This is a genomic window from Candidatus Berkiella aquae, from assembly GCF_001431295.2.
GTDB lineage: Bacteria > Pseudomonadota > Gammaproteobacteria > Berkiellales > Berkiellaceae > Berkiella > Berkiella aquae.
Map to the genome: position 1 here is coordinate 3,138,494 of NZ_LKAJ02000001.1, position 25,520 is coordinate 3,164,013.

Below are 25,520 nucleotides of genomic sequence, written 5' to 3' on the forward strand. Positions count from 1 at the left end.
TTTATTAAATTTGAGTAATTTCGACTTCTGTGAAATGTTGGCGATGCCCTTGTGTGCGACGATAAGTCTTACGACGGCGCATTTTAAAAATGCGGATTTTGTCGCCACGACCATGCTGCACAATTTTTGCAATCACTTTACTGTTTGCGATATAGGGCGCGCCCAGCTCAATTTTTTCACCATTGGATTTAAGGAGAACATTGCTCAATTCAACTGACTCACCAGGTTCGCCCTGCATAAGTTCTAATTTGCAACGTTGACCCACTTTGACGCGATGCTGTTTGCCCCCTGCAGCAATAATCGCGTAGCCACTCTGTGTACTCACACTCTGCTCCCGCATAAATTCTTTGAATATATTGGTATGCCCATTTATCAGTAGGCAAGGGCAGCAATTTTACGTTAGAAAGATACAAAGAAGCAAGCAACCCAACGGTTAAAAGCGAAAAGACCTATGCATTTAGTTGTGCCAGCGGATTTTCCATCGTATAGTCGCCCTAAATTTACATAGTTGATTTATAGCGCATAGCCTATGCCACTCCAAGCAATCACAAAATTAGTGTCAGCTGATTTACTGTCAGTCAACGAAACCATTTTGCAATGTTTAGAATCTCACGTTGAGGTAATTAACCAAATTGGTCATTACCTTATTAATAGTGGAGGCAAGCGCGTTAGACCTTTAGTTGTATTGCTTAGCGCCAAAGCTTGCCAGGCTAAAGGCACCAGTGCCATTTCAATGGCAGCTATTATTGAATTTATCCATACTGCAACCTTATTGCATGATGATGTAGTAGATGGTTCAAAACTGCGCCGCGGGCGCCCAACGGCCAATCATGTGTGGGATAATCCTACCGCGGTTTTGGTAGGCGATTTTTTATACTCCCGCGCTTTTCAAATGATGGTTTCTCTCAATAATATGACCTCCATGCGCATCTTAGCGGATGCAACCAATGTGATTGCGGAAGGTGAAGTTTTACAGCTTGCCCATCGTCATCAACCTGATGTGACGGAAGAACAATATAAAAGGGTGATCCACTTTAAAACCGCCAAGCTATTTGAAGCTGCGGCACAATTGGGCGGCGTGATGGCCAATCAATCTAACGATATTGTGAATGCACTAGCAGAATATGGCCTGCAATTAGGCATGGCTTTTCAATTAGCCGATGATGTTTTAGATTATCAAGCAACGAATCAGTCTTGGGGCAAAAATATTGGTAACGATCTTGCAGAAGGCAAGGCAACCTTACCACTGATTTACGCGATGAAATCAGCCCCCCATCAACAAGCCATGCAAATCCGCAAAGCGATTATGCAAGGTAATTTAGCCGATTTAGAATTGATTCAAGAAGCGATTATTGCCACTGGCGCCATTGAATACACGCAAATTGTTGCCAAAGAAGCGATTCGAAAAGCCCAAGATGCTTTAGTCTGCATTCCACCTTCACCTTATCGTGAAGCCATGGCAAAATTAGCAACGTTTGCGATAGAGCGAGGCAATTGAGGCCTACGCTGAAGGTAATTGGGGCAAGGCGACAAGCTCTCGAATAATAGGCGTGTTGTTTATTTTTTATACAAGTTAAAATATAAATGCTCAAAGCAGTTTGGCTTTAGGCAAGACGGCAAGCTCTCGACAAACAGGAGTGTACACAAAAGTACACGACTGTTGGGAGATGGGCACAGCCAACACCGCATAAAGCCAAAATGAGAAGAGCATTTTTCGGGGTGTAGCTCAGCCTGGTAGAGCACTGCGTTCGGGACGCAGGGGTCGTAGGTTCAAATCCTGTCACCCCGACCAGTCTTCGCCTTACTTCGTAAGGCTTCGCCTGGCGGGCCATTACTGTAAAGCAAACGAAAAGCTTATGCGCGCCAAAGCCTCTTGGTGAAGGCGGGCTTTTGCAATTCCCAATTTCTTACTATTGATTGCTCGGCCTAGGACCCGTCTTAGTTGCCGACAACCGTGTAAGGCTTCGCTTGGTGAGTGCATTCTCGCCTGCTCGTGTGTAGCTTCTAACTTTTCTCGAAATAGGACTATCATTTTCTGCGCTTAGGCTGTACTATTCACCGTTGATTTCTAGCAAGCTAACCAAAGTGGCTTTATAACTCAGGTTATTCTAGAAAAAAGGTGCTGATGGCTATGCTCCAAGCTGGTGATTAGCGACAATTTGGTACTTCAACCGGGGGAGATTTCACTGTGCCCTTAGTGATTCTGCTATTCGCTCTCTTTGCGAGCCTTTTTACCCTAAGCAAAACGGCATTAGAATTTTCTGAACCATTTTTTCTGATTGGTTCACGTATGACGTTAGCAGGTTTCTTGCTACTAGGACATCAATTTTTCTTTAATCGTAGCGCTTTTAAAATCAAGGTAGAGCATGTGCTACCTTTAGTCATGCTTGGCTTAGTGAGTATTTATATCACTAATATCGCTGAGATCTGGGGCATTCAGTATATGAGCTCCGCTAAAGCATGTCTTATCTATAGTTTATCACCCTTTATTGCAGCTTTATTTGCCTATTGGATGCTGCATGAAAGATTATCTTGGAAAAAATGGTTTGGTTTATGTGTTGGTTTTGTCGGCCTCACTCCCATTTTATTTACCCATACCTCGTCAAGTGAACTTGCTAAAGATCTCTTGTTCATTTCCTGGGCAGAAGTTGCGCTGATTATCGCTGTTTTCGCTAGCGTGTATGGCTGGATCCTCTTGAAAAAAATTATCAATGATTACCGCTTTACACCCATTATGGCAAATGGCGTCAGCATGCTGATTGGTGGCACACTTGCGTTAACCCATTCCTACTTAAGTGGCGAATCTTGGGCGCCAATCCCCGTTGTGGATGGTAAATTCTTCGCTTTTGCGGAATGTGCTTTATGGATGACGCTTATCTCTAATGTCATCTGTTACAACCTCTATGGCTTCTTGCTCAAACGATTCTCTGCAACCTTTATGGCATTAGCTGGTTTAATTACTCCTTTGTTTGCCTCACTTTTTGGTTGGTATTTCTTGAACGAAGTGATCACTTGGCACTTCTTTGCGTCAATGATATTGTTCTCAATAGGTCTTGCCCTATTCTATCAAGAGGAACTTGCCAATAACCTCGCAGACAGCATCGACAACCCAAAATCCATTGATGCAAGCCCCTAATAAGGCTGATTGCCACTGTCATACGGTGTTCTCTGATGGCACCTTGACGCCAGTGGCATTGCTTACACTTGCTAAAGAAAAGCAATTAACTGGATTAAGCATCACCGATCATGACACGGTTGATGCTTACCCCATTGCCATCCCTTACGCAGCCGAGCTTGGCATTACGCTTGTTCCCGGAATTGAAATCTCCGCTCACTATCAAAATACCAGCATTCATGTGTTGGGCTATGCCTTTGATTTACAGGATGCAGGGCTACGTCGCTTGTGTGAACGATTACAGACCGATCGTGAAAGCCGTAATGAAAAAATCTTATTAAAACTTGCTAGATTAAACCTACCAATCAGCATGAGTGAAATCAAAACAGCCTTTCCAACCGGCACCATTGGTCGCCCTCATATTGCAAAGCTGATGGTGGAAAAAGGCTATGTCAAAACCATGCAAAAAGCTTTTCAACGCTATCTGGGAGAAAAGCAGCGTTGCTACGTCGGTGGCATGACCATTACCGTAGAACAGGCTATTACGACTATTCAAAATGCTGGCGGATTTGCGGTGCTAGCCCATCCCCATTCTTTGCCAAACAAAATCTTAAGCGCACTCACGCAAATGCCTTTTGATGGGGTTGAAGTGTATTATGGACCCTTATCCGCAAAACAGGAATCTCCTATTTTATCCTTAGCGCTTCGTAAAAATTGGATGATAACCGGTGGCTCTGACTTTCATGGCGGGCAAAAATCCTATGCAAGCTTAGGAGCTTCTTTTACCCCTAGTGAGACTTTTGACCAATTTGTGGCAAGGACAAAATCTCATTTCCCTGCTTTGGCGTGTCTTTAAGCAAATTATCGTAGTGAATAATCATTAGTGCGGGATAGAAAGAGCTTAGCAATAAAATCAATATTGCTTTTGCATAAGGAATTTGCATTTCATCTAATGCCAACATGAGAAATGCTGCAATAATCCCAAATAGTAAAATGATTAATAAAGTATCAACCCAATGTTTTTTAACCAATTGATAGCTATTTTTGAGAGCTGATAATACTTTTTGGCGTTCAATGACAATCAATACGCCTGCTATAAAAAAATTAACAATCAAAACTAATGATAACAATGTCGCTAATAAAATAATGATATGCTGCATTGATAAAATATTCATTGTCCAAGCCATGGGTATGAGCTTACTAAAATAAAGTAAACCCGCAAAGGCAAATAACACTAATAGTAATGGCAAAGAAATAACAATATAAGCAAGATAAATTGGGATGAATCGCTGATAGCCTGATTTGAACATCACCGTAAAATCAATAGGATGCGACCTCAATCGCTGAAAAAGTCCATAGACAATCATACTAAAAAATAAAGTGGTGATTGCCATATCTAAGAACAACGTTACAAAAAGCATGGCTGAAACTTGTGCTTGTTGCGGCAAAAAATATTCTAGTAACATTTGGCTTAACATCCATAGTAATAAAACCGGCAATAAATCTAGAAACGATTTACCCCATAAAATAGATGCTCGACCCAATGTGTCAAAAAGAGATGGAAATGGTTTTGCCATGTGATACTACTTACCTTTTTTGGCAATTATATCATCATGGCAACTAACTTTATATTGAATAAAATAACAGGTTTAGTTGAGCGAGTTTTTATACAACCTTTGCGTAATGGTGGTCTGCAAAAGCGCTGCATTGATCTCATTGTTATCATCTAAGCTGTTATAAATGGTTTGCAAAGTCTCTTTTAAAGCTAACCATGATCCACGTAGCACCGGATTTTTGGCAAGCATTTGCATCATTTCTAAGCTATTTTGCGCAATTTCCTGTTCAGAAAGATCGCCGCCATTGCTCAGCATTTGTGTAAATTGTTGGATTAATGGATTGGTTAGTTTACTCATCATTTTCCCCACAGCCTGTTTGCGATGGAGGGAGCATCTCTTAGTTGAGAATCATAAAGCTTGCGAATTACGATGACTTGCCAGAAGAAGTCGACAAAGGGTAAGGCCTATTCTTCAGGCGCGCGCATATACCCCCAAGGCGCGGCAAAATGCCAATCTAGTTCTTGAGAAACATGCGTCAAGATCTGCTGTGCACGCACACTTCCCCCTTTATCATTTAAACGAGGACTACAAATCGCTATTCCTCCTCGCCCCGTTGCTAAGGCCACAACCAAACCTGAAACACCGCTTTTAGCAGGCATACCTGTTTTTACTAAATTCATGCCTGATTCATCATACATTCCACACGTTGCCATGATGGCAACGACAGAATTGCTGGTGCGTTCGGAAATCACTCTGGTACCATCTGGCGCTAAGCCACCATTGGCTAGCAACATCGGTAGATAAACCGATGATTTAATATCGGCTTCATAAGAGCATAAATAAAAATAGGTTTCTAAAGACTCTTCTACCGAAAGGCCTAGCTCATGTTTACTATTAAGCAAATAAGCAATTGAACGATTCCTATCTCCCGTTGCTCGCTCAGAAGCAAATACTTTGCCATTAACGCCTAAGATTTGTCCAAATAACCGAGCCGCCCAACCATCTAGCCATTGTGCGCGCTGCTGCGTATTACCAGGAATTCGGCTACACAACGCGATAGCACCGGCATTAACCATCGGATTAACAGGAATGGGACCATATCTATCGACTTGTGCAATCGAGGAAAAGGATTGACCTGAAGGTTCAACATGGATCCAAGAAAACATTTTCTCTTCACCATATTCTTCCATCAAGCCAATTAAAGAAATCAGTTTTGCAACACTTTGTAAGGTAAAAAGATGCTGTTGATGATCACCACTAAATAATTGGGTACCATCGACTAATTGAATGGCCGCAGATAATTGCTCGGGATCAACGTTGGCTAATTCGGGAATATAATCGGCAGGCGCACCCTCTCTGTTTTGCTTTGCCGCTAGCACCGCTTCATCGAGTGTCTTTTGAATATATTCAAGATACCGTGCACGTTCCACGCGTTGGAACACCTGTTCTGGATGTTAATTATTTAAATTTAGCCTATTTAATCAAAGCTCTCTACTCCGAAGATGGTATATACCCAGTTAATAGGAATGACTGCACTGGCTTAAAAGGGAGTAATCTAGCTAGAGCCACTCTTCTGGGAATACTATTTTGTAGATAAATATTGAACTAGCTCTGAGTTTGTTAACCCAGCATCGATGGCCTTTTGAAAAAGCTCACTACGGTTTTTACATTTTAGTTTAACGCGAGCATTGTAAAGATGGGCAGAGGCAGTTTTAGGAGAAACCTCAAATATTTTAGCTATTTCAGCAGCTGTCTTACCCATTAAATAATAGCAAAGACAAAGTATTTCTTTTTTGGTTAGAAGATGCAGAATGTTATTCTCTTCTGTAAATTCTATTGGCATTGAAAAATTGGCGACCAACATATCTATCATTTTATGATACGACGGTTCTTTTTCTGGCGTGCTTAGAAACTTAGTAGGAACTTCAATACGTGTTCTATAAGCCTCTTTGATTAAAGCTGCAGCTGCGACTCTAAAATGCTCAACAAATTTATTCAATAATTCCATATTGTTTAAATAAAATGTCACACCTGGATTATCCTTGTCAGAAAAAGCAAAGGTATAGACTTCTTGCCCATTTTTATCAGGCAACGGAATAATCAGATTAATGGGTGAAAAAATATGAAAATCTTCTGCAATTTTGATAAAGCTATTTGAATGGACATCAGACCAAGAATAAATACCACTTTTCTTGAAAGTGCCTTGCATCGGTACATTTAATGACGTTCTAATAACCCAATACGGTTTATTGGTATAGAACATATAGCCAGTATTATCCTTATAATAACAGCCCTGGAATAAAAGATGTAATCCATGGATTTTGTTTAATGGCTGTTGAATTCTGATAATTTCATTAACAGCTTTATCACAAATATGGCCAACGGGATACACTTGCATATGCTACTCACAAAATTCTGCTATTTTTTCGCGCTGTGGTAATGACCAATCTATCGGCATTTGTCCTGTTTCAATTAAGAACTTATTAATTTTCGAAAATGGCCGACTGCCAAAAAAACCTCGATAAGCTGAAAGAGGCGAGGGATGGACTGAGCGAATCACCAAATGCTTACTTTCATCAATCACGCTGCCTTTACGCTGCGCATAGCTTCCCCAGAGCACGAAAGCAATAGGACGTGGTTGTTCATTCAAAATGGCGATAACTCTATCAGTGAAGGTTTCCCAGCCTTTCCCCTGATGGGAAGCCGCTTTACTCTGTTCAACGGTTAATACTGCATTAAGTAACAGTATCCCTTGCTTTGCCCAAGGGATCAAACAGCCATGTTTAGGGATAGCGATTCCTAAATCAGCCTGCAGTTCTTGGTAAATGTTGACCAGCGAAGGCGGGATAGCAATTTCTGGTTTCACGGAAAAACACAAGCCATGCGCTTGCCCCACGCCATGATAAGGATCTTGGCCGATGATCACCACTTTGACTTGTGATAACGGCGTATAGTTAAACGCACTAAAAACCTCTTTACTATTTGGAAAGATTGTTTTTTTAGCATCTTTTTCTTTACGCAAAAACTGCTTCAAGGACTGCATATAAGGCGCTTCAAATTCGCTTTCTAAAACTGCTAACCAAGAGCTTTCCATACAAGGTGAGTTAGTCATACTAAATATATACCTATCATCGAGGACGAAATCGACGGCTACACTTAGGCTCAATCGTTTTTTCGACGCGTGCCTGGATAGACCGATACCGCAACGCCAGGGATGATAACATTTTTGGTGCAGGTTGAAACGTTTTTGATTTTTTAAGCCTGTACCTTGCAAAACGCCTTACCCCAATACGGCCTGCTTCATCTAATGCGGCTTGTTCTTGTGATGTTGCATTAAAATTCAAAGGATTATGATTGACTGTAATGGGCACGGTGCGATCTTTTACGGTTGCCGCCATGCAAAGCGGATCTTGGGTAAAAAGTAATGTAATTAAACCTCGCAAATAATGCCAAAACGTCAGCAATGGATTCTGATAAGACGAAGGTGAGATCCCATGGTTATTGATAATAATAAAACCCAATTGTTCTTTGCTGGTTATAGAAGCCAAGCTGCCCACACCAAATGGAAAATTATTCGCCAACCCACCATCACTATGTGCCTCTAACTTGCCATGTTTGTTGGGGATCCATTGCGGAGGAAAAACTAATGGAATGCTACAAGCAAGCCCAACTATTTTTGCGACTTTTTCATGTGGCGTTGTTACATGTGAAAAAATAGCCGCTCTTTGTTTTGAAACATTGGCAGTAATAATCCGAAATTCCTTGCGATAACCTGCCTGATATAATTGTAAAAAAGTAGGATCGTCTAATCCTGTTTCCCGTTTGATTAATTGCCTGAAATAATGAGGCATTGACTCACCTTGACACCATCCCCAACGCGTGAAGAAATTGATAAATGAATACCAACTCCAATCTTGAAACGTATCCGTTGGCATATCATTTAATATTTGTTTCATGCGTTTTGCTGGAATGCCAAGCGCAATCGCTAATCCAACAATCGTACCGACCGATGATGCACAAACTACTTTTAATTTATTTAAATCTAAACCAAATTCTGTCGCTTCCGCGATAGCACTTGGGTATGCTCTTCCACCTCCACCGCCTCCTGCGATGAAAATTTCAGTGACATCGTTTAATAGATACCGTAATTCACCAACCGGTTTAGGTAATGCCCCTTCTTGATGTTCATCTTGATATTCCCATTCATTACTTAAAAACTCTCTCTCGCGCGGTGTCGGCGAAATACGTTGCTTTTCTTTATTCGCGCGAGCTCTTGCGATAAGAAAAGCGGTTGAACGAGAATGAGGATTAGCAGGAGTTGATTTGATACGTGCTGTGAATAAAGCAATTGGAGCCTTTTTAACTTCTGTCATGAAAACCCCCTTATTTCCTTGACATATTTACTGCAAGTTGCATTACGGCGCTTTCAACATAAACTAGCGACGCGCCTTGCTTTAAGTATAATGATTGATTGATAAAAATGTGAAAACAAAGGGCCATTAATGCTTATTTCGCCTCCTAGTTCTGAAAAAGAATTACTCGAGCGGGCCTTTGCTTTAGCAGGAAAAACCCTGGGCGACCTTTCAAGAGAATGGAACCAAACTCTGCCAGATTCACTAGTGTATGCCAAGGGGTGGATTGGTCAATTACTCGAAAAAGCGTTAGGTGCACAAGCTGGCAGCCTCGATCAGCCCGATTTTATTGATTTAGGTATTGAACTAAAGACGCTGCCTATTACAGAAAATGGGCATCCTTGTGAATCCACTTTTCTTTGCAGTGTGACACTGCCCAATCATGAACGTGATTTCTACCAATCCAGAGCATGGCACAAGCTTGCCCGTATATTATGGATCCCCGTATTGATGTTACCCGATCGCAGCATACCGCAAAGGCGGATTGGCACACCACTGTTATGGTCACCCTCTGAACACTTAGCAGCAACGTTGCAACAAGATTGGGAAGAAATCATAGAGCTTATAACACTGGGACATTTTGACCAACTTGATGCCCATAAGGGACAATATTTACAAATTCGCCCCAAAGCCGCCAATTCAAAAACGCTAATCAAAGTGGTTAACCATACCGGGGAAACGATTTCTATTGTGCCCAAAGGATTTTATTTACGCGTTGAATTGACCAAAACGATTATTCACGAAAATTATATCATTATTTAAGCAACCCTGTTTTTTCAACCGATGCGCTATTCGTTGATAATGGTCTAAAATAATGTTCATTCTCATAAAAGCCCATTTGATCATTTTGTAAATGCCATTTTGGCCATCCCAGCATTGGAAAGGGGTATAAAGCTTTGGGTTCATTCGGAAAATCATCACTCAATATCCATTGCGCAATATGCGTATCAATAAATTGCAATCGCTCATTCATTGACCAATCAAAGAATTCTTTTTCAACTTTTAGAAAGATAGTCTTACCCGTCATGCCAATATAGGGCTTTTGTGCTTTCTCAAATAAGCCATGTCCAAAGATAAGCGGCCATGCCTGTTTGATTAAACCAGTTGTTTCAAAAAAGAATTTCTTCCAAGCATGTGCTTTTACGTCTTCAAATAATGCTGGATTATGACTACACAGAATCATGCCACATTCATCAAAATGTGCTAATAAATTTTGCCGCATCGTTCTTACAACACCCGGTTTTTTATTAGTACTTTCTTGATGGGTTCTTTGAATGATTGCCCATTTTGTTTTAGGGTATAAGATCCAAGTGATGTTATTGAAAAAGTCATGCCAATTTTGCATTCGGCTAGGAATCGTTCGGTACTTAAAGATATCTTGTTCATAGCAAGATTGTTCGGTCTGTAGAATAAAAGAGAAATGCGCATCCGTCGGCAAGGTATTTAATTGCGCAGCTTGCTGAAACCAAGCATTATAATCATCAACGACTGGCCATCTCTCTTGAAATTGGTGTTCATATTGATTCCACCAAGTGGCTATACTTTCATATCCCAAGAAATCTTTATAAAATAATGGATTCCAAATATCTTTTTTGTCGATTGGCGCGTTGTACGTTGGGATCATAAGTTTCGGCATACTGTTCAAGATGGTGAATATATTCAGACGGTAAATGATGCTCTTTTGCACCACTTAGAATCATTTCTTTATACCAATTATAAGGTACTAAATCTTCAAAAATATTGTCTTTATGTGCAATATAAGTAAAAGCAAAAATGCCATTTTCATAGCTTGTCAATTCGTGATTATCAGGCGATTGTACTGGCCAGACTTTTAACGTAATTTCTTGGTTACCACAACCTAAGCTTTGATCTTTATCGAGTAAATAGCGATGGCGATTATCGATCTCATAAATAACACCATAGACTTCACAGTTTGGATCTTTAACCGGCACAATATTACATTTACCAGATGCATCATCGTGACCACGATTATGGAAAAATAATTTGTAGCCCATGACCTTGGCAATCCCAAGGCATGTCGCCTCAGGTACAATATGGTGCAACTTGGCCGAAAACATCATTTCACCATAAGCAAAATATTTCATTTGGAACCTTCCTTGGAACCATCATGGATAATGCTTTTCATAAGTGTATACCTAAGTACTCGCTATGCAAAATAAGGCTCTTTTCATTACCATTGTGTTATTTAGCTAAACTCAGAGTTGGGTGCTCGTTGGGCGACAGAATGTTTCTCGAATAAAAGGCAAGATAACAAAAGCAATCACTAAGCAAATGGGTAAAAAGAGTAATGCTTCATTATACATCGCTAACGTATAAACCGGACTACCATCAGCCGATACTTGACCATTCCATTGCTTATCTAATAATTTACCAACGACAGGTTGTGCGAGTGCACCACTCGCATTGTTAAGCGTATTAATAAAACCAATTGCTGTCCCTGTCAAAATAGGGGTATTAATTTCTCGCACCACCGAAAAAGCAAGAATAAAACCACTGGAAAAAGCGCCGAGTAAGAACATTAGTATTTTCATTTGTAACATGGAAACCGGTGCATAGAGTATGGCCGTCATCACGATTAAAGTAGCAAGCGCAGCAAATGCCATTGGTGATTTTCGACGAGCTATCCAATCAGAGATTAAGCCATACAATGGCCCGCCCAATGCCCAACCATAAAAAATCATAGAAACCATTCCGCCGGCAACATCTTTTTCGATATGAAAGCGTTCAACAAAATACGGAACTCCCCATAATTGACCAAATCCGGTTGTGGGTACAAACATCAACCCTGCATAAAGCGATGCTATCCAAACTTGGGGAATTTTCATGACTTGTAGTAAGCCTTTAAGAATCGAAGACTTACTATTCTCCACCACATCATTCGTTTGGAGCATTTTAAAGGGTTGATCAGAAACAACGATCCAAATAACAATACTTAATAAACCGCCTAAAAGCGCGCCATAAAGTATGGTGTCACGCCAACCAACCATCAGCACCAATTTAACCAAATGCTCTTGGCCAAACACCCCACCCATCATGCCAACGGCAACCATGATTCCCGTTAATAAGGCAAAGCGATTCACTGGAAACCACAATGAAGCGAGTTTTAAACAACCCACAACAGCAAATGAACCACCAACACCCATGACAAAACGCCCTAAAGCGGCAATCCATAAAACAGGGGCAAAAGCAAAAATAAGACATCCCAATGTGCAAAACGCAGCTGCCAGTGTGAGTAAAATTCGGGGACCAAAGCGATCCATTAGCAACCCAACCGGGATCTGCATTAAAGCGTAAGCATAGTAATAAAAGGCCGATAAATTCCCGAGCTGCTCTGCAGATGTTTTAAAAGTTAAGGTTAGATCATCTGTCATGACGCTGGGAGAAACAAGCAACATTAATTCGTAAAAATAAAATATTGCTGCTAACCCCCACACAGATACTGCACGAATGGCAGAACGTTGGGAAAAATCAACTTCGCTGATATACCCCATAGGTATTGTACTCATCTGAATGTAGCCTCGTTAATCTATACCGCAAGGTACTCTCGCCTCACCTAAGCTTGGCTCAAGCATATACTGCTCTTCCTTTCCTTGGATTAACTTACGAACTAACATTCCCTTTTCGTAAATATTTTAAATGTACTCACAGCAGTTGAATTTGACCCTAAGCGTCAGATTCAACTGCGAATCCTCTAGTCATACTCAATCAAATCATTATTCGCATAACGTTGGAACTGTGAAGTTAAAGATAACGCTCGCTTCTTATCTTTTGACGAGGTATGCCATAAAAGCTGTGCTAACGAATCTTCTGTTTGCTCCATACGATGATCCGCAGAAATACAGAACCATGCATAAGATTGTGGTAGATCACGTTTTGTGCCAACACCTTCAGCATAGAGCTCGCCCAATAAATATTGTGCGTATTCTGCTCTTTCTTTCGCCGCTTTCTTAAACCAGCCAAGTGCCGCAGGTTTATTGGTGCGCACGCCATCGCCGTTAAAATACATCATGCCAATATTATATTGCGCTAACGGCAAACGTTGAGCTGCTGCCTTCCTAAAGTAGCGCATTGCTAACTGATAATTTTGATCGACTTCTTTACCACGATAATAAATTTCACCTAGCTCATTTTGCGCAATGGCATAACCTTGATTTGCCGATTCTTCAAACCATTTGATAGCTTCAGGAATGTCTTTATCGAGCCCTAATCCAAGATGATACAAGCGACCCACTTCATATTTTGCAATTGCATTACCGCTGGTCTTACTTGCTTGATCATGCCAGTAAACCGATTGCTCTAAAGAATATGGTGTTCCAATGCCACGTAGATACATTACGCTTACCATATATTTTGCGTAAGGATCACTGTGCTTGGCTGCTTCACAGTAATGTATGAAAGCCATTTGTGGTGTACGGTAATAACCTCGCCCCATCAAGTAGTGATCGGCTAAACGTACATGCGCATGAGTGACCAAATTATCTGCTGCAATTTGGTACCAATAGTTGGCAATCACATAATCAATTTCAACACCGGTGCCGGTTGAATAGAATTCACCTAAACGATAAGCTGCAAAGGGGTAATCTAAATCAGCAGCGACCCGATACCAATAAAAAGCTTTACTGTAGTCTTTACCTACACAATCACCAATTTCATACATGACGCCTAAGTTAAAAGCTCCTAATGCAGAACCTTTATCCGCGGCACTTTGGAATAATTTCATTGCTAGCGTTTTGTCTTGTCTGACGCCTCGGCCCGATAGATAAAGCTCACCTAATTCTGCAGTTGCGTCGCTATAACCCGCTTGCGCTGCTTCTTGATACAATTGAATGGCTTTACGATAATTTCGCCCTATTGCATCAGAATTCGCATACATGTTTGCGATATAATACTTACCTTCTGCAGATCCCGCATTCATCGCACGACGATAAGCATCCATTGCGCGTAATTGATCGCTACGATCGGTAGAACGATTTTGATAAAGCTGGCCTAAACGAATCATGCCATCAATATTGCCTTGATCAGCTGCTCTTAAATACCAACCTTCAGCGCATTCAAGGCTTTTCTGAACGCCTCGTCCATAACGATGTAAATCCCCCATCATTAACTGTGAAGAAGCTAATCCTTGTTTCGCAGAAAGTGCAAACCAGGCAGCTGCAATCTCATCATTTTGAGGAACACCTTTACCGTAGTAGTACATTTCGCCTAGACGGCCTTGTGCAAATTTATTGTTTGCTTTTGCAGCTCTCTCAAAAATTTTTGCCGCTTTTGCTAGCGCTTCTGGCGAGCCTTCTTTGTAATATTCTTCGCCTTTAACAAATAAACCCTCAGCACCCGGAGGCAGATAATATTCTTTACCCCACCACCATCTTCTTCGCCATAAACTACCACGATCTTCGCTGGTTTGTTGCCAAAACCACATTCTTTTAGGCGCAGGTTGCGTACTTGCAAGTGTTTGTTGTGATGATGATTGGGCCTGCTGATTCCCTTGTTGCGGAAATAGCTGACATCCTGCGACAGTTAATGTCATGAGGCATGTGGCTACGGTAGGTATTCTGCCTTTTAGCATGATGCTGTTCCTTAGCCTCGCTAAATTTGATAGGTCAAACCAACAAATAAGCCGGTCGATGTTAATTCATCTGATTTGAGCTGGTATCCAAGTATAGGGCCGTATTTCGTTTTGCCCCATGAGATAAAGCGATAAGTGAGATCAAACAGAATACATGGTGTGATCTGGTAACGTGCTCCAATGCCCAACATACCAGCAACCGGTGTTTGACGTCCTGAAGCACTTTCTATCGGTGCCCCATTTAAATCATATACCGTTGTATTGGTTGTATTTAAACCGACCCCAAGACCCGCATCTAAATGGATTTGCAAACGACGTGGGTACAATGAAATCCAATGCGGAATAATATATTGCACGTTGAATAATAATGCATAAGTATTTATTTCTGCATTCGCAGCATTGGGTATGGTTGTAAAAAGAGGGTTGGCGTAATACTTCAGTTTTTTAGAAATGAGCAATTCAATTTCAGCTCCCCAATTTTCCCAAATCTTCCCGCCAGCAAGGCCTAGCTGATAAAGATTATCCGTAAAATTAGGTAATGCAACTTGATAAGCATCAAGAGGATAAGTAGAGTTATTAACTATCTTATTCAATTTAACCCGAGGATGCCCAACCAAGGCACGTAAATACCACCGTTCGGTAATGCGCGTATATTGGACACTTTGCATAAAGGCTAAATCTTCTGCACTTAATGTCTCCGTTCCTTCAATCGCATTGCGGAATGGGCGAGTATAGCCATTACCGTAATAGCCCCCTTCAATGTCTTCATCCATGACATCAAAGGTTGCTAAACAAGAAGTACTAAACCCCGCCATTAAGGCTAACGCAAGTACCGCTGTTAAGGAACCCCTAAGTTTGTTATTGAACATACTCTTCCTAATCCCAATGCAAAAATTTATGTTGTTGAGCCTCATCAGATAACTTATCGGCTTATGCAATCAACTGTCAAATTCTTGAAGACATCATTTAGTCATGGTGAGTAGTTGCGCTTTCATTAACACGCTCACGTAACTCTTTACCCGGCTTAAAATGAGGAGCGTATTTCCCTTCCGTCACAACATAATCACCGGTCTTAGGGTTGCGCGCCGTACGAGGCGGCCGGTAGCGCAAAGCGAAACTGCCAAATCCGCGAATCTCAATTCTTGTGCCACTTTCTAAAGCAGTCGCCATTTGCTCGAATATTTCTTTGACACCTTGCTCAATTAAGCGCACAGGAACATGCGGTTGCTTTGTTGCTAAAATGTCAATTAATTCCGCTCTTGTCATTTTTCTAACCTTTTATTCAAAGCCAAATTAGATGGAAGAAGCGCGTTTCATTGTAACACCCTTAACCCCATGCAGTTCAACTACTTGCCACTGCCAATCTCTTTTACAGTTTTGTAAAACCATGAGGCGGCATTTTAGAGTAACAAATTGATTTTTATCATAAAAAGAAAATCGGCATTCAAAATGCATAGGGAATATTACAACGAACGCAAAGGAAAAAAGAAAATGAAATATACATGGAACGGTCCTATCGATTTTGCTTATGAAGAAAATAACGAAAAAAGTAATCCAACAGACCAAGAAGCGACCGAAGAAGTGATTGATATCGAAGTCAGTGCAGATGAAGAGCTCGTGGTGGATGAAGAGACCGAAACAACGACTTCCTCTGATGTTGATCCCACACAAATCTATTTACGAGAAATCGGCGCCTCGCCACTTCTGAGTGCCCAAGAAGAAATTCACTATGCCAGGTTGGCACAGTTAAATGATCTGAACGCTAGAAATCATATGATCAAATGCAATTTACGTTTAGTTGTCAAAATTGCTCGTCGCTATTTGAACCGCGGCTTATCCTTATTGGACCTAATTGAAGAAGGAAATTTAGGCCTGATTCGAGCAGTTGAAAAATTCGACCCAGAAAGAGGGTTTCGCTTTTCAACTTATGCAACCTGGTGGATAAGACAAAATATCGAACGCGCTCTGATGAATCAAACACGTACTATCCGTCTGCCCATCCATGTTATCAAAGAATTAAATACTTATTTACGCAAAGCGCGAGAAATCTCTCAAACACTGGAAAATGAACCTTCTTACGAAGATATTGCAAAGGCATTAAATATCTCACCAGATGATGTAAATAAGTTATTGCGATTAAATGAGAAGACTCTCTCATTAGATACGCCAATGGGCGATGAATCAGAAAAACCTTTGCTAGAAGCACTGGCCGATGTTAGCTCAGAAGAACCTGCTCAAGAACTAGAAGATAATAATCTTTACAATCGTCTCAATGCTTGCTTACAAAGCTTGAATGAGAAACAACGTTCTATTTTAGCACAACGCTTTGGACTTTATGGCCATGAAGAAGCAACGTTAGAAGAAGTCGGACAAAAAGTAGGATTAACCCGTGAACGCGTGCGTCAAATACAAGTCGAAGCGCTGAAACAATTGCGTCAAGTATTAGAAGTCCAAGGTGTTGGTTCAGAAATTCTTTTTAACTAACTCATCCGCCTACGCTGAGTCTGCCGATGGCAGGTTCAGCTTCGGCGTGATAAGTCTTCCTAGTGCGCTGCCTTTGAAATCACTAACTGCACAACACCATAAACAATCAGGATAAAAATGATCGTAAAGATAAGCCCCACTACGGCATAATGCCATGGCTCACCTTTAGAAAAGTCTCGCTCACGGTTTTTTGCACTTTGTACGCCAAACATTGCCGCTAACACACTGCTAATCACTTGCATCAAGGTTACTTTTTTTTGCTCATCAGACATCTTTATTCCTTTGCGTAGGCTTTTCATTTTGCTTGCGTCAACCATGGAAGGTCATTAGAATCACTCCATCTTAATTTAAATGGATGAGGGATCCCAGATGACAACCGATCTTTTACAAAAGTTAGAGCTAAAAGTGGCTAATGCTGTTGAAGTTATCGAACTTCTTCGTATGCAAATTGAAGAACTTGAAACTGAAAATACCGCTCTTAAAGCAGAACACGATAAATGGCGCAGAGATTTAGTTTCATTAATTAAGCGTTTTGATCAAATTGAAGAAAAACCCGCTTCTGCATCAATACACAAAATGCGAACACATGAAGAAGAGTTTATGAGCGTTTAACATGCAATGCGCACAGCAACTGTGCGCTTGCAATTACTTCAAAGCACACCCCTTATTATCCACAGCAAAGCTAACTAAATATTCTCGCTGAATACATTCTGCAAATATGGGTGGAATATCAACATTGGGATATTCGTCGCAGCATTTTTGACAGACCGTGATAAATGACTCGCCTGCTGCAAAATAAGTTAGCATTTTAAATGCTTCTTCTGTTAGAGGGCTCAAACAAAGCCTTTGTGCACGTCGATGCACAAGCAAATACGTCTTCCCTTCATCCAATGAAATAAGCTCATCACCCCGTTTATCATCTTGATTGTTCTGCCAAATTCGCAAAATCGGATAAGGTGAGTAGAGCAACGTGCTATATTCTGCTAAAGCAAAGGTCAAATCGGGATGTTGTGTTGGTGGTACTTTTGCAAGCAGCTCTTTATCCAATTCAGGCATTCCTGCACCATTGAGCGCAAGATGACACGCCCACTCTAATGCAACCACATCGGCTAAATAACAAAGCTGATGTTGTGATAGGGATTCTTGAATAAAAACCGCAAAGGATTGACCATAGTGTGTTATATCAGGATGTTGATGTGGTGTTTGCGCGATAAAAACCCTTGTTAATTGCTTAAAATACGGCTCTCCGACTAAACGAATACAAACAGGAAAAATCGCTTGCAGGATCTGATAAAGCCCCCCTAGAACACTGCCACGATAAATCGCTAATTGCTCATCAGGTGATAAACGAGTCTGCTTGATCCAATCAGCCTCCTTTCCAGGACAATCTAATTCATGCAGAAAATGTTGCTGTAACTGCTTTAAGTCGATAATAAGCACCTACCTTTTGTGATTCTGATAATAGTGTTGTAAAAGAAGGAATGTGAGTATCCCATTCAATAAGTGCCGGTATTTCGCCAAATATTGCCATCGCTTGGGCAAAACAATCCCATACCGCAGGAGAAACGACTTGATCATGCGTATCTAAAAGATGGGTATTCTTATCTTGATGTCCTGCAAGATGAAACTGCTTTACTCGCTCTTTCGGCAACGCAGCCATGTATTTTTGTGGGCAAAATTGATGGTTGTAAGCATTGACATATAAGTTGTTTACATCTAATAAAATATCACAATCTGCCCGTTTGGCTATTTCAGCAAGAAATTCCCATTCTGTTACCTGTGAATCTTTAAATTCAAGATAGCGAGATACATTTTCAAGGAGAATGCGTTGCTTTAAAAAATCTTGTACGTAAAGGATCCTGTCAACCACATGTTGAATAACGGTTGGGTGATGCGGCAATGGTAATAATTCTGGCACATAACGTCCTCCAACAGACGTCCAACACAGATGATCGGATATCCAAGCAGGCTCAATTATTTCAATAAGATTTTTTAATTCTTCTAAGTAAGATTGATTTAAAGGATCCGTTGAACCAATCGACATACTCACACCATGCAAAGTAAGTGGATAATGTTCACGAATAGCGATCAGATAAGTAAGCGGTACTGCCTTATTACCAATATAGTTTTCAGTGATTGCTTCAAACCATGCAACATTAGGCAAGTTTTCTAAAATAGTTTGATAATGATTTGCACGTAAGCCAATTCCTGCGCCAACAATCGGTTCTGCATTAAATCGCACTACTTAGTTTTTCCACCTATAATTTTTTCACACATTCCTTTTGGCATATATAACCAATCATTGGGATCGCCATCTTTTGCTGATTGTGTTGCGCAGGCATGAATATCAGCTCCACAATCATTAAAACCCGATTTAACAATACCATAACACTTTTCCAAACCGTCTTTATTGATTGTTTTGGCGGTCACTTGAGAAGGTCCGGCAACACTGTTAGTTGAAACCCCTAATGCTAATGCTGCACCAAGCGCTGATTGCATCATTACTTTAAAATCCATAAAGCCTTCTCCTTTTCATGCTTCCCTTCGGATGCTTTGCTTTGTGACTCATAATCGATATATACCGCTCGTACTTGAAGATGCGAGATTTCAAAATTTCTAGCGAGCGGTATTTCTTATTTGAATGCTGCGCGCAGAATGATTCTGCGTTTGCAATCAGGAGGAAAATCGCGATTCTCCCCCTGATAACCCCCATCGCGCAAGGTTACACTTCAAGTTAGGCTCGCATCTTGAAGTGTAATGGGTATAATCAAGATTATTATATCTTAATTAAACAAACATCATGCGCCAGTATTCCTTGTCTGATACCTTCTTAAATGGTGTACTCCAGTGTATACGCACTATTCACCAAACACCAGCGAAAGGCTCTCGCCCTAATCCTGCTGCAATATTAGCAGAGCCTTCCTTATCGCTCGATGAACTCAAATTGAGTGCCAGTTTAATGCGAGTCAATCATACAGGCGAAGTGTGTGCGCAAGCGCTTTACTTAGGACAAGAGTTTGCAACCAATAATGCTAACCTTAAAACCCTTTTTGCAACCGCAGCGAGTGAAGAAGTTGATCACTTACATTGGTGCGAAACGCGGCTTAATGAGCTTGGCAGTCACACCAGTTACCTGAATCCCCTCTGGTTTACCGGATCACTTTTTATTGGCACCTGTGCAGGGCTTTTCAGTAATCGTTTTAGCTTAGGCTTTCTTGCAGAAACAGAGAACCAAGTCTTTGCTCATTTAGCATCCCATCTTGAAAAACTCCCACCGCATGATACAAAAAGTCGAGCGATTGTCGAAAAAATGCAAGCAGATGAAGCAGCACATGCAGCGACAGCAATGCATCATGGTGGCATCGAATTACCCTTACCTATCAAAACAATGATGCGGATGATGGCAAAAATGATGACGACCATTGCTGCCAAGCTGTAGGAAAAATCAGTCCTAGAGATTCATTCCGTTTAGTTTTTCAATATTTTTTCGATATGAATGTAACATACCCCTTCATGGGCTTCAGGGTAATATTATGTTATCAGTCTATCGAACGATGTCCTTCATTCTGCTATGCCTTTTTGGCTTAGATTGCTATGCCATTCGTGCTATGACAAACGATGAAGTTCGACAAGAGATTATCAAAGGCGCATTAAAAGATTATGAAAATGGCGCTTGTCCAAGTGACTACGTCATGCGTCAGGAAAGCCCTGTGACCCGCTCTGAATCCAGCAGTCAAAGCGCACAATCAGCGACACAAAATATCAGCAAAGAAGAAACACAAATCGGCGGCTCCGCAGGGATGTTTACTTTTGGTGTCCCTAATAATTCCTATTGGTCAATTATTGGTGGCAATCAAAGCGGCTCAAGCCAAGAATCACACAACACCCAATCACAAAGTGGTTCGCGCTCAGAATCTAAAAGCTATACAGAAAATCCTGCCATTTGTACTTGTCCTTGCCCCTATAGTAAAGATATTAAAGGCAAAGAATGTGGTAATTCTAGCGTTTACTTCCAATATCCAGATGGAGATCCTAATAAAATTCCTTGCTATCCAGAAGATATTCAAGACTGGCAAATCACTGACTATCGCCAGCAATATGATATTCCAATCAAAGGTATTAGCACGCCACAACCTGGCAACCAATAAAAAAACCCCGCAATTGCGGGGTTTTTTATAAGGCTTAGATTTTGATGGTGGATTACATCATTCCGCCCATACCACCCATTCCGCCCATTCCGCCCATACCACCCATGTCAGAAGCAGCATCAGAACGCTCTTCTTTAGGGATATCAGCAATCATGCAGTCTGTGGTGATCATTAAACCGGCAACCGATGCCGCATTTTGCAATGCGCTACGGGTTACTTTGGTTGGATCCAAAATACCCATTTGAATCATATCGCCATATTCGCTGGTTGCAGCGTTGTAACCATAGTTACCTTTTTGTTCCAGAACTTTGTTCAATACAACAGAAGGTTCGCCACCTGCGTTAGAAACGATCTGACGTAAAGGAGCTTCAAGTGCACGCGTAATAATGCTTACACCTAAGTCTTGATCACGATTATCTGCTTTTACATTCTTAACCGCAGTAATGATGCGAACTAATGCAACGCCACCACCAGGAACAACGCCTTCTTCTACAGCCGCACGAGTTGCATGTAACGCATCTTCAACACGCGCTTTTTTCTCTTTCATTTCAACTTCAGTTGCAGCGCCTACTTTGATCACAGCAACACCGCCGGAAAGCTTAGCAACACGTTCTTGAAGTTTTTCACGATCATAATCAGAGCTGGTTTCGTCGATTTGTTTACGAATAGAATCAACACGTGCTTTGATGTCAGTGCTTGAACCTGAGCCATCAATAATCGTGGTGTTTTCTTTGCTGATCACAACACGTTTAGCAGTACCTAAATCATTGATTGTGCATTTTTCTAACGTTAAGCCAATTTCTTCAGAAATGACATTCGCGCTGGTTAAGATTGCAATATCTTGTAACATTGCTTTACGACGATCGCCAAAGCCTGGTGCTTTAACAGCACAAACTTTCACAACGCCACGAATTGTATTAACAACTAATGTTGCTAATGCTTCGCCTTCAACGTCTTCAGCTACGATTAATAATTGGCGGCCAGATTTAGCAACACTTTCAAGCACAGGCAACATATCACGAATTGTTGAAATCTTTTTATCTACTAATAAGATAAATGGATTTTCTAATTCACAGGTCATGTTTTGTTGATTGTTGATAAAGTAAGGGGACAAATAACCGCGGTCAAATTGCATCCCTTCAACAACATCTAATTGATCTTCTAAGCCATTACCATCTTCAACAGTAATAACGCCTTCTTTACCTACTTTGCTCATTGCTTCTGCAATAATATTACCGATGGTTTCATCGGAATTAGCAGAAATCGTACCCACTTGTGCAATCGCTTTGGTATCAGCACAAGGAACCGATAATTTTTTGAGTTCTTCAACAGCAACTTTAACGGCTTTATCAATACCACGTTTTAAGTCCATAGGATTGATGCCTGCTGCCAATGCTTTAATGCCTTCAGCAAAAATAGCATGTGTCAGAACGGTGGCAGTAGTTGTACCATCACCTGCGTCATCCGCGGTTTTAGAAGCAACATCTTTAACCAATTCCGCAGCAATATTTTCAAGCGGATTGGAAAGCTCAACGTTTTTAGCAACGGTTGCGCCATCTTTGGTGATTAAAGGTGCACCAAAAGATTTTTGAATTACCACGTTACGGCCTTTAGGACCTAACGTGACACGTACTGCACGAGCTAACTTTTCAACGCCATCAAGGCTTGCTTTGCGTGCATCAACATCATATAAAAATTGTTTTGCTGCCATAATAAATTCCCTACCAGAATTAAATAAAATTAGTCTTCAACAATCGCCATAATGTCTTCTTCACGCATGAAAAGAAGTTCATCTTGACCCATTTTAACTTTTGTACCGGAATACTTTCCGAAAATAACTTTGTCGCCTTCTTTGACAGTTAAACGGCGTACTTCCCCGTTTTCTAACAATTTACCGGGTCCGATACGAACAACCGTGCCCCATTGGGGAGCTTCTTTTGCGGTTTCAGGAAGAAAAATTCCGCCTTCGGTTTTTTGTGGCTCATCTTCTTGCTTAACTAATACGCGATCTCCGAGCGGCGTTACTTTGATATTGCTACCACGCATTCCTGCAATCTCCTCAGGTTAATAATCAATTTCTAATTTAACTGTCTAATCTAACAGGGATTAGCACTCCCTCTTAACGAGTGCTAATCATAAGCCAGCCAGCGCCAGAGTCAATAGCCAAAAGCGCCTATACTTATAGGTGGGGGTAGGCGTGTATAGATTCAACCCAATTTTGAAAAAATATTTCAAAATTTCAGCCTTTTTGGATGAGGCACTTGCTGAGAGGGGCGATGAATAATTCCATTTTACAAGCCCAAGACACGAAAGAGTTACTAAAGGCAGTTATAAAGCTAAGAAACTGCCTTGAAGATCCCTTGGCTAATACTTGGCAAAGCGCCCTTAACGATTTAGAACAAGCCTGCAAATCGCTGCCAGAACCCCCTATTTTAGCTTTGATGAACAAAATCCATCATTTACTAAGCCCCTATATCGAAAATATCGGATTAGAAAACATCCCTGGCGAGATCATCAATGATTGTCATATTTATATCCAAAAACTAGAAGAAGTCATTGCCATTCATGTCATGGATCCTATGTTAACAACGCATGATATCGCGCAAAGCAAACCGTTTCTTCTTATAGGCTTACAAGATAAACAATTAACCGAAGAAATTATTCATCAGGTCATTTATTTTGGTTATCCTTCTCTTGCTTGCCATTCACTACATGAAATCATTCAAAAAGTAGATGCCTCATCTACCATTTACAGTGCCATCATTTTAGATACTGAATATTGTAAAAAAGAAGATCTACAAACGCTTAAAGAATTATCTGAAAAAGTTCCTATCATTTTTATCTCGCACCATCATGATGTCGCGAGCCGCTTATTTGCTGTACAAGCGGGTGGGCGTGGCTATTTAGTGAGTCCTTTAGAATTTACTAATTTAATTGAAAAAATTGATCAAATAACAACACCAACGAGTGAAAGAAGCCCTTATCGAATTCTGATTGTGGAAGATTCACGAACACAAGCCAAAGTAATTCGCAAACATTTAGAAAAGGCGGGGATGATCACTGAAATATTGCTTGATCCGCTCAAAATTAATGATGTTCTCATTGAGTTTCAGCCCGATCTTATTTTACTTGATCTTTACATGCCGCAGTGTTCTGGTGTTGATTTAGCCAAGGTGATTCGTCAGCAAGATATGTTCGTCGGCATCCCGATTGTTTATCTGTCCGCTGAAGAGGACGTTGGCATGCAGCTTACGGCTATCCGAGGGGGTGGTGATGACTTTTTAACCAAGCCCATCGTACCTCAATATATGATTGATGCTATAGCAGCACGCGCTGCACGTTCTCGCACCTTACGTGCAGAAATGATCATGGATAGCTTAACTGAAACACTGAATCACACTCGAATTTTAGAACAGCTAGAATTAGAAATTGCCAGAGCAAAACGCAACAAAACGCCCTTAAGCTTTGCCATGATAGACATTGATCATTTTAAATTAATAAATGATAGCCATGGACATCCTGTCGGAGATCGAGTCATTAAAGGACTGGCTCGTTTACTCAAACAACGATTGCGTCGTTCTGACAGTATTGGGCGCTATGGTGGGGAAGAATTCGCGATTATTCTACCTCAAACCGAACCTGAAACTTTTTACGCAAAACTAGATGAAATTCGTCGCGGATTTTCTAAATTATTACATCGAAGCAGCGATCCTCTAATTGAATTCTCCGCTACATTTAGCGCAGGGCTTGCTAAATTTAACAATCAGATCCATTCTGTTGATGAATTTGTACAAGCCGCTGATAAAGCCCTTTATGAAGCCAAAGCCAAAGGACGTAACTGCATCGTTTTAGACGGCAAATCTACTCTTCTTCCCTAAGTGCGCCACCTAATACACCATCCATCCAATAAGTGAAATTCTCATTGCAATAAGTGATAGCTGTCGCAATAAACTCAGGAACTTTGTAAGGATGAATCGTCAAAATAGCCTGTTCTAAGTCAGCAAGCTTATCTTTTCTCGTTTTTAAATACAATAATGACTCTTCACTCTGGATTAATTTTCCTTCCCAGGAATAAATTGAGGTAAGATTAGGTATGATATTAATACATGCTACAAGTCCTGCACCTAATAATTCTTCTGCTATTTGAAGGGCAGTTGCCTGATTAGGGCATGTACATAAAACGAGATAATAGGCAGTTTCCATGATTGCCTCATAGGT

29 protein-coding genes and 1 tRNA gene are annotated in these 25,520 nt (G+C 40.9%); 10 read left to right on the forward strand and 20 right to left on the reverse strand.

Annotated elements, in window-relative coordinates; genetic code table 11:
- Positions 1-4: 4 nt before the first annotated feature.
- Positions 5-325 carry a 50S ribosomal protein L21 gene (gene rplU / locus HT99x_RS13795; RefSeq protein WP_235528408.1) on the reverse strand — a complete coding sequence of 107 codons (321 nt, stop codon included), beginning with the start codon at positions 323-325 and terminating at the stop codon, positions 5-7.
- Between the two features lie 204 nt (positions 326-529).
- On the opposite strand from rplU, the gene HT99x_RS13800 reads away from it, so the two are divergent.
- From HT99x_RS13800 to HT99x_RS13815, 4 genes are all read left to right on the forward strand, one after another.
- A complete protein-coding gene (locus HT99x_RS13800) occupies positions 530-1,498 on the forward strand; it encodes a polyprenyl synthetase family protein (protein WP_075065349.1) in 969 nt (322 codons plus the stop codon).
- 217 nt (positions 1,499-1,715) lie between these two features.
- Positions 1,716-1,792: transfer RNA gene (locus HT99x_RS13805), tRNA-Pro, on the forward strand.
- 396 nt (positions 1,793-2,188) lie between these two features.
- On the forward strand, positions 2,189-3,136 hold the full coding sequence (locus HT99x_RS13810) for a DMT family transporter (protein ID WP_075065347.1): 948 nt from the start codon (positions 2,189-2,191) through the stop codon (positions 3,134-3,136).
- Positions 3,078-3,971 carry a PHP domain-containing protein gene (locus HT99x_RS13815; RefSeq protein ID WP_139016561.1) on the forward strand — a complete coding sequence of 298 codons (894 nt, stop codon included), beginning with the start codon at positions 3,078-3,080 and terminating at the stop codon, positions 3,969-3,971. Before HT99x_RS13810 ends, HT99x_RS13815 begins: the two co-directional genes overlap by 59 nt.
- Here HT99x_RS13815 and HT99x_RS13820 read toward each other — a convergent pair.
- From HT99x_RS13820 to HT99x_RS13845, 6 genes are all read right to left on the reverse strand, one after another.
- Positions 3,904-4,692, reverse strand: coding sequence for a hypothetical protein (locus HT99x_RS13820; protein ID WP_075065345.1), 789 nt, complete (start codon positions 4,690-4,692; stop codon positions 3,904-3,906). The two genes, HT99x_RS13815 and HT99x_RS13820, sit on opposite strands and share 68 nt — an antisense overlap.
- A 72-nt stretch (positions 4,693-4,764) precedes the next feature.
- Positions 4,765-5,031: a hypothetical protein gene (locus HT99x_RS13825; RefSeq protein WP_139016560.1), complete on the reverse strand. Its 267-nt coding sequence runs from the start codon at positions 5,029-5,031 to the stop codon at positions 4,765-4,767.
- A 104-nt stretch (positions 5,032-5,135) separates the two neighbouring features.
- The gene (glsA, locus tag HT99x_RS13830; RefSeq protein ID WP_083482794.1) at positions 5,136-6,101 is read right to left on the reverse strand and encodes a glutaminase A; all 966 of its coding nucleotides are present in this window, start codon (positions 6,099-6,101) and stop codon (positions 5,136-5,138) included.
- 152 nt (positions 6,102-6,253) lie between these two features.
- Positions 6,254-7,069 (reverse strand): LuxR C-terminal-related transcriptional regulator, encoded by an 816-nt coding sequence (locus HT99x_RS13835; RefSeq protein WP_075065343.1) that lies wholly within the window; start codon positions 7,067-7,069, stop codon positions 6,254-6,256.
- A 3-nt stretch (positions 7,070-7,072) separates the two neighbouring features.
- Positions 7,073-7,783 (reverse strand): uracil-DNA glycosylase, encoded by a 711-nt coding sequence (gene ung / locus HT99x_RS13840; RefSeq protein WP_075065342.1) that lies wholly within the window; start codon positions 7,781-7,783, stop codon positions 7,073-7,075.
- Positions 7,784-7,799: 16 nt separating this feature from the next.
- Complete coding sequence (locus HT99x_RS13845) at positions 7,800-9,044, reverse strand: patatin-like phospholipase family protein (RefSeq protein ID WP_075065341.1); 1,245 nt, start codon at positions 9,042-9,044, stop codon at positions 7,800-7,802.
- A gap of 129 nt (positions 9,045-9,173) precedes the next feature.
- Here HT99x_RS13845 and mutH point away from each other — a divergent pair, with 129 nt between their 5' ends.
- Positions 9,174-9,845 carry a DNA mismatch repair endonuclease MutH gene (gene mutH, locus HT99x_RS13850; protein ID WP_075065340.1) on the forward strand — a complete coding sequence of 224 codons (672 nt, stop codon included), beginning with the start codon at positions 9,174-9,176 and terminating at the stop codon, positions 9,843-9,845.
- On the opposite strand, the gene HT99x_RS13855 is transcribed toward mutH, so the two are convergent.
- From HT99x_RS13855 to HT99x_RS13880, 6 genes are all read right to left on the reverse strand, one after another.
- The gene (locus tag HT99x_RS13855; protein ID WP_075065339.1) at positions 9,838-10,707 is read right to left on the reverse strand and encodes a DUF3025 domain-containing protein; all 870 of its coding nucleotides are present in this window, start codon (positions 10,705-10,707) and stop codon (positions 9,838-9,840) included. The two genes, mutH and HT99x_RS13855, sit on opposite strands and share 8 nt — an antisense overlap.
- A complete protein-coding gene (locus HT99x_RS13860) occupies positions 10,646-11,188 on the reverse strand; it encodes a gamma-glutamylcyclotransferase (protein ID WP_075065338.1) in 543 nt (180 codons plus the stop codon). Before HT99x_RS13860 ends, HT99x_RS13855 begins: the two co-directional genes overlap by 62 nt.
- Positions 11,189-11,299: 111 nt before the next feature.
- Positions 11,300-12,610: an MFS transporter gene (locus HT99x_RS13865; RefSeq protein WP_083482792.1), complete on the reverse strand. Its 1,311-nt coding sequence runs from the start codon at positions 12,608-12,610 to the stop codon at positions 11,300-11,302.
- A gap of 185 nt (positions 12,611-12,795) precedes the next feature.
- Positions 12,796-14,670 carry an SEL1-like repeat protein gene (locus HT99x_RS13870; RefSeq protein ID WP_075065336.1) on the reverse strand — a complete coding sequence of 625 codons (1,875 nt, stop codon included), beginning with the start codon at positions 14,668-14,670 and terminating at the stop codon, positions 12,796-12,798.
- 20 nt (positions 14,671-14,690) lie between these two features.
- The gene (locus tag HT99x_RS13875; protein WP_259566805.1) at positions 14,691-15,539 is read right to left on the reverse strand and encodes an outer membrane protein; all 849 of its coding nucleotides are present in this window, start codon (positions 15,537-15,539) and stop codon (positions 14,691-14,693) included.
- A 97-nt stretch (positions 15,540-15,636) separates the two neighbouring features.
- Positions 15,637-15,936, reverse strand: coding sequence for an integration host factor subunit beta (locus tag HT99x_RS13880; protein ID WP_075065334.1), 300 nt, complete (start codon positions 15,934-15,936; stop codon positions 15,637-15,639).
- A 225-nt stretch (positions 15,937-16,161) separates the two neighbouring features.
- Here HT99x_RS13880 and rpoS point away from each other — a divergent pair, with 225 nt between their 5' ends.
- The gene (gene rpoS / locus HT99x_RS13885; RefSeq protein ID WP_075065333.1) at positions 16,162-17,154 is read left to right on the forward strand and encodes an RNA polymerase sigma factor RpoS; all 993 of its coding nucleotides are present in this window, start codon (positions 16,162-16,164) and stop codon (positions 17,152-17,154) included.
- Positions 17,155-17,213: 59 nt separating this feature from the next.
- Here the strand turns inward: rpoS and HT99x_RS13890 are convergent, their stop codons facing one another.
- The gene (locus tag HT99x_RS13890) at positions 17,214-17,426 is read right to left on the reverse strand and encodes a DUF2970 domain-containing protein (RefSeq protein WP_075065332.1); all 213 of its coding nucleotides are present in this window, start codon (positions 17,424-17,426) and stop codon (positions 17,214-17,216) included.
- A 97-nt stretch (positions 17,427-17,523) separates the two neighbouring features.
- Here HT99x_RS13890 and HT99x_RS13895 point away from each other — a divergent pair, with 97 nt between their 5' ends.
- A complete protein-coding gene (locus HT99x_RS13895) occupies positions 17,524-17,766 on the forward strand; it encodes a cell division protein ZapB (RefSeq protein WP_075065331.1) in 243 nt (80 codons plus the stop codon).
- A gap of 33 nt (positions 17,767-17,799) precedes the next feature.
- Here the strand turns inward: HT99x_RS13895 and HT99x_RS13900 are convergent, their stop codons facing one another.
- Genes HT99x_RS13900 through HT99x_RS13910 form a run of 3 tightly spaced genes read right to left on the reverse strand, consistent with a single transcriptional unit; the run spans position 17,800 to position 19,671 of the window.
- The gene (locus HT99x_RS13900) at positions 17,800-18,594 is read right to left on the reverse strand and encodes an HvfC/BufC family peptide modification chaperone (protein WP_075065330.1); all 795 of its coding nucleotides are present in this window, start codon (positions 18,592-18,594) and stop codon (positions 17,800-17,802) included.
- Complete coding sequence (gene bufB, locus HT99x_RS13905) at positions 18,548-19,396, reverse strand: MNIO family bufferin maturase (protein ID WP_075065329.1); 849 nt, start codon at positions 19,394-19,396, stop codon at positions 18,548-18,550. Before bufB ends, HT99x_RS13900 begins: the two co-directional genes overlap by 47 nt.
- Complete coding sequence (locus HT99x_RS13910; RefSeq protein WP_075065328.1) at positions 19,396-19,671, reverse strand: BufA1 family periplasmic bufferin-type metallophore; 276 nt, start codon at positions 19,669-19,671, stop codon at positions 19,396-19,398. Before HT99x_RS13910 ends, bufB begins: the two co-directional genes overlap by 1 nt.
- Before the next feature lie 283 nt (positions 19,672-19,954).
- Between HT99x_RS13910 and coq7 the strand changes: the two genes are divergently transcribed.
- Both coq7 and HT99x_RS13920 read left to right on the forward strand, forming a co-directional pair.
- Entirely contained in the window at positions 19,955-20,593 is a 639-nt protein-coding gene (gene coq7, locus HT99x_RS13915) for a 2-polyprenyl-3-methyl-6-methoxy-1,4-benzoquinone monooxygenase (protein ID WP_075065327.1), read from the forward strand.
- A gap of 94 nt (positions 20,594-20,687) precedes the next feature.
- Positions 20,688-21,302 carry a hypothetical protein gene (locus tag HT99x_RS13920; protein WP_075065326.1) on the forward strand — a complete coding sequence of 205 codons (615 nt, stop codon included), beginning with the start codon at positions 20,688-20,690 and terminating at the stop codon, positions 21,300-21,302.
- Positions 21,303-21,354: 52 nt separating this feature from the next.
- Here HT99x_RS13920 and groL read toward each other — a convergent pair whose 3' ends face one another.
- Positions 21,355-23,013, reverse strand: a complete 1,659-nt coding sequence (gene groL / locus HT99x_RS13925; protein WP_075065325.1) for a chaperonin GroEL — start codon at positions 23,011-23,013, stop codon at positions 21,355-21,357.
- 29 nt (positions 23,014-23,042) lie between these two features.
- A complete protein-coding gene (locus HT99x_RS13930; protein WP_075065521.1) occupies positions 23,043-23,333 on the reverse strand; it encodes a co-chaperone GroES in 291 nt (96 codons plus the stop codon).
- Between the two features lie 245 nt (positions 23,334-23,578).
- Here HT99x_RS13930 and HT99x_RS13935 point away from each other — a divergent pair, with 245 nt between their 5' ends.
- Positions 23,579-25,180, forward strand: a complete 1,602-nt coding sequence (locus tag HT99x_RS13935; RefSeq protein ID WP_075065324.1) for a diguanylate cyclase — start codon at positions 23,579-23,581, stop codon at positions 25,178-25,180.
- On the opposite strand, the gene cutA is transcribed toward HT99x_RS13935, so the two are convergent.
- Positions 25,164-25,505 (reverse strand): divalent cation tolerance protein CutA, encoded by a 342-nt coding sequence (cutA, locus tag HT99x_RS13940; RefSeq protein WP_075065323.1) that lies wholly within the window; start codon positions 25,503-25,505, stop codon positions 25,164-25,166. The two genes, HT99x_RS13935 and cutA, sit on opposite strands and share 17 nt — an antisense overlap.
- Between the last annotated feature and the right edge of the window lie 15 nt (positions 25,506-25,520).

Coding starts and splice junctions, on each gene's coding strand:
- HT99x_RS13800 (WP_075065349.1), top strand. CDS start 530: ATGCCACTCCAAGCAATCACAAAATTAGTGTCAGCTGATTTACTGTCA.
- HT99x_RS13820 (WP_075065345.1), bottom strand. CDS start 4,692: ATGGCAAAACCATTTCCATCTCTTTTTGACACATTGGGTCGAGCATCT.
- HT99x_RS13825 (WP_139016560.1), bottom strand. CDS start 5,031: ATGATGAGTAAACTAACCAATCCATTAATCCAACAATTTACACAAATG.
- HT99x_RS13835 (WP_075065343.1), bottom strand. CDS start 7,069: ATGCAAGTGTATCCCGTTGGCCATATTTGTGATAAAGCTGTTAATGAA.
- ung (WP_075065342.1), bottom strand. CDS start 7,783: ATGACTAACTCACCTTGTATGGAAAGCTCTTGGTTAGCAGTTTTAGAA.
- HT99x_RS13845 (WP_075065341.1), bottom strand. CDS start 9,044: ATGACAGAAGTTAAAAAGGCTCCAATTGCTTTATTCACAGCACGTATC.
- mutH (WP_075065340.1), top strand. CDS start 9,174: ATGCTTATTTCGCCTCCTAGTTCTGAAAAAGAATTACTCGAGCGGGCC.
- HT99x_RS13855 (WP_075065339.1), bottom strand. CDS start 10,707: ATGATCCCAACGTACAACGCGCCAATCGACAAAAAAGATATTTGGAAT.
- HT99x_RS13860 (WP_075065338.1), bottom strand. CDS start 11,188: ATGAAATATTTTGCTTATGGTGAAATGATGTTTTCGGCCAAGTTGCAC.
- HT99x_RS13865 (WP_083482792.1), bottom strand. CDS start 12,610: ATGAGTACAATACCTATGGGGTATATCAGCGAAGTTGATTTTTCCCAA.
- HT99x_RS13870 (WP_075065336.1), bottom strand. CDS start 14,670: ATGCTAAAAGGCAGAATACCTACCGTAGCCACATGCCTCATGACATTA.
- HT99x_RS13875 (WP_259566805.1), bottom strand. CDS start 15,539: ATGTTCAATAACAAACTTAGGGGTTCCTTAACAGCGGTACTTGCGTTA.
- HT99x_RS13880 (WP_075065334.1), bottom strand. CDS start 15,936: ATGACAAGAGCGGAATTAATTGACATTTTAGCAACAAAGCAACCGCAT.
- rpoS (WP_075065333.1), top strand. CDS start 16,162: ATGAAATATACATGGAACGGTCCTATCGATTTTGCTTATGAAGAAAAT.
- HT99x_RS13890 (WP_075065332.1), bottom strand. CDS start 17,426: ATGTCTGATGAGCAAAAAAAAGTAACCTTGATGCAAGTGATTAGCAGT.
- HT99x_RS13895 (WP_075065331.1), top strand. CDS start 17,524: ATGACAACCGATCTTTTACAAAAGTTAGAGCTAAAAGTGGCTAATGCT.
- HT99x_RS13910 (WP_075065328.1), bottom strand. CDS start 19,671: ATGGATTTTAAAGTAATGATGCAATCAGCGCTTGGTGCAGCATTAGCA.
- coq7 (WP_075065327.1), top strand. CDS start 19,955: ATGCGCCAGTATTCCTTGTCTGATACCTTCTTAAATGGTGTACTCCAG.
- HT99x_RS13920 (WP_075065326.1), top strand. CDS start 20,688: ATGTTATCAGTCTATCGAACGATGTCCTTCATTCTGCTATGCCTTTTT.
- groL (WP_075065325.1), bottom strand. CDS start 23,013: ATGGCAGCAAAACAATTTTTATATGATGTTGATGCACGCAAAGCAAGC.
- HT99x_RS13935 (WP_075065324.1), top strand. CDS start 23,579: ATGAATAATTCCATTTTACAAGCCCAAGACACGAAAGAGTTACTAAAG.
- cutA (WP_075065323.1), bottom strand. CDS start 25,505: ATGGAAACTGCCTATTATCTCGTTTTATGTACATGCCCTAATCAGGCA.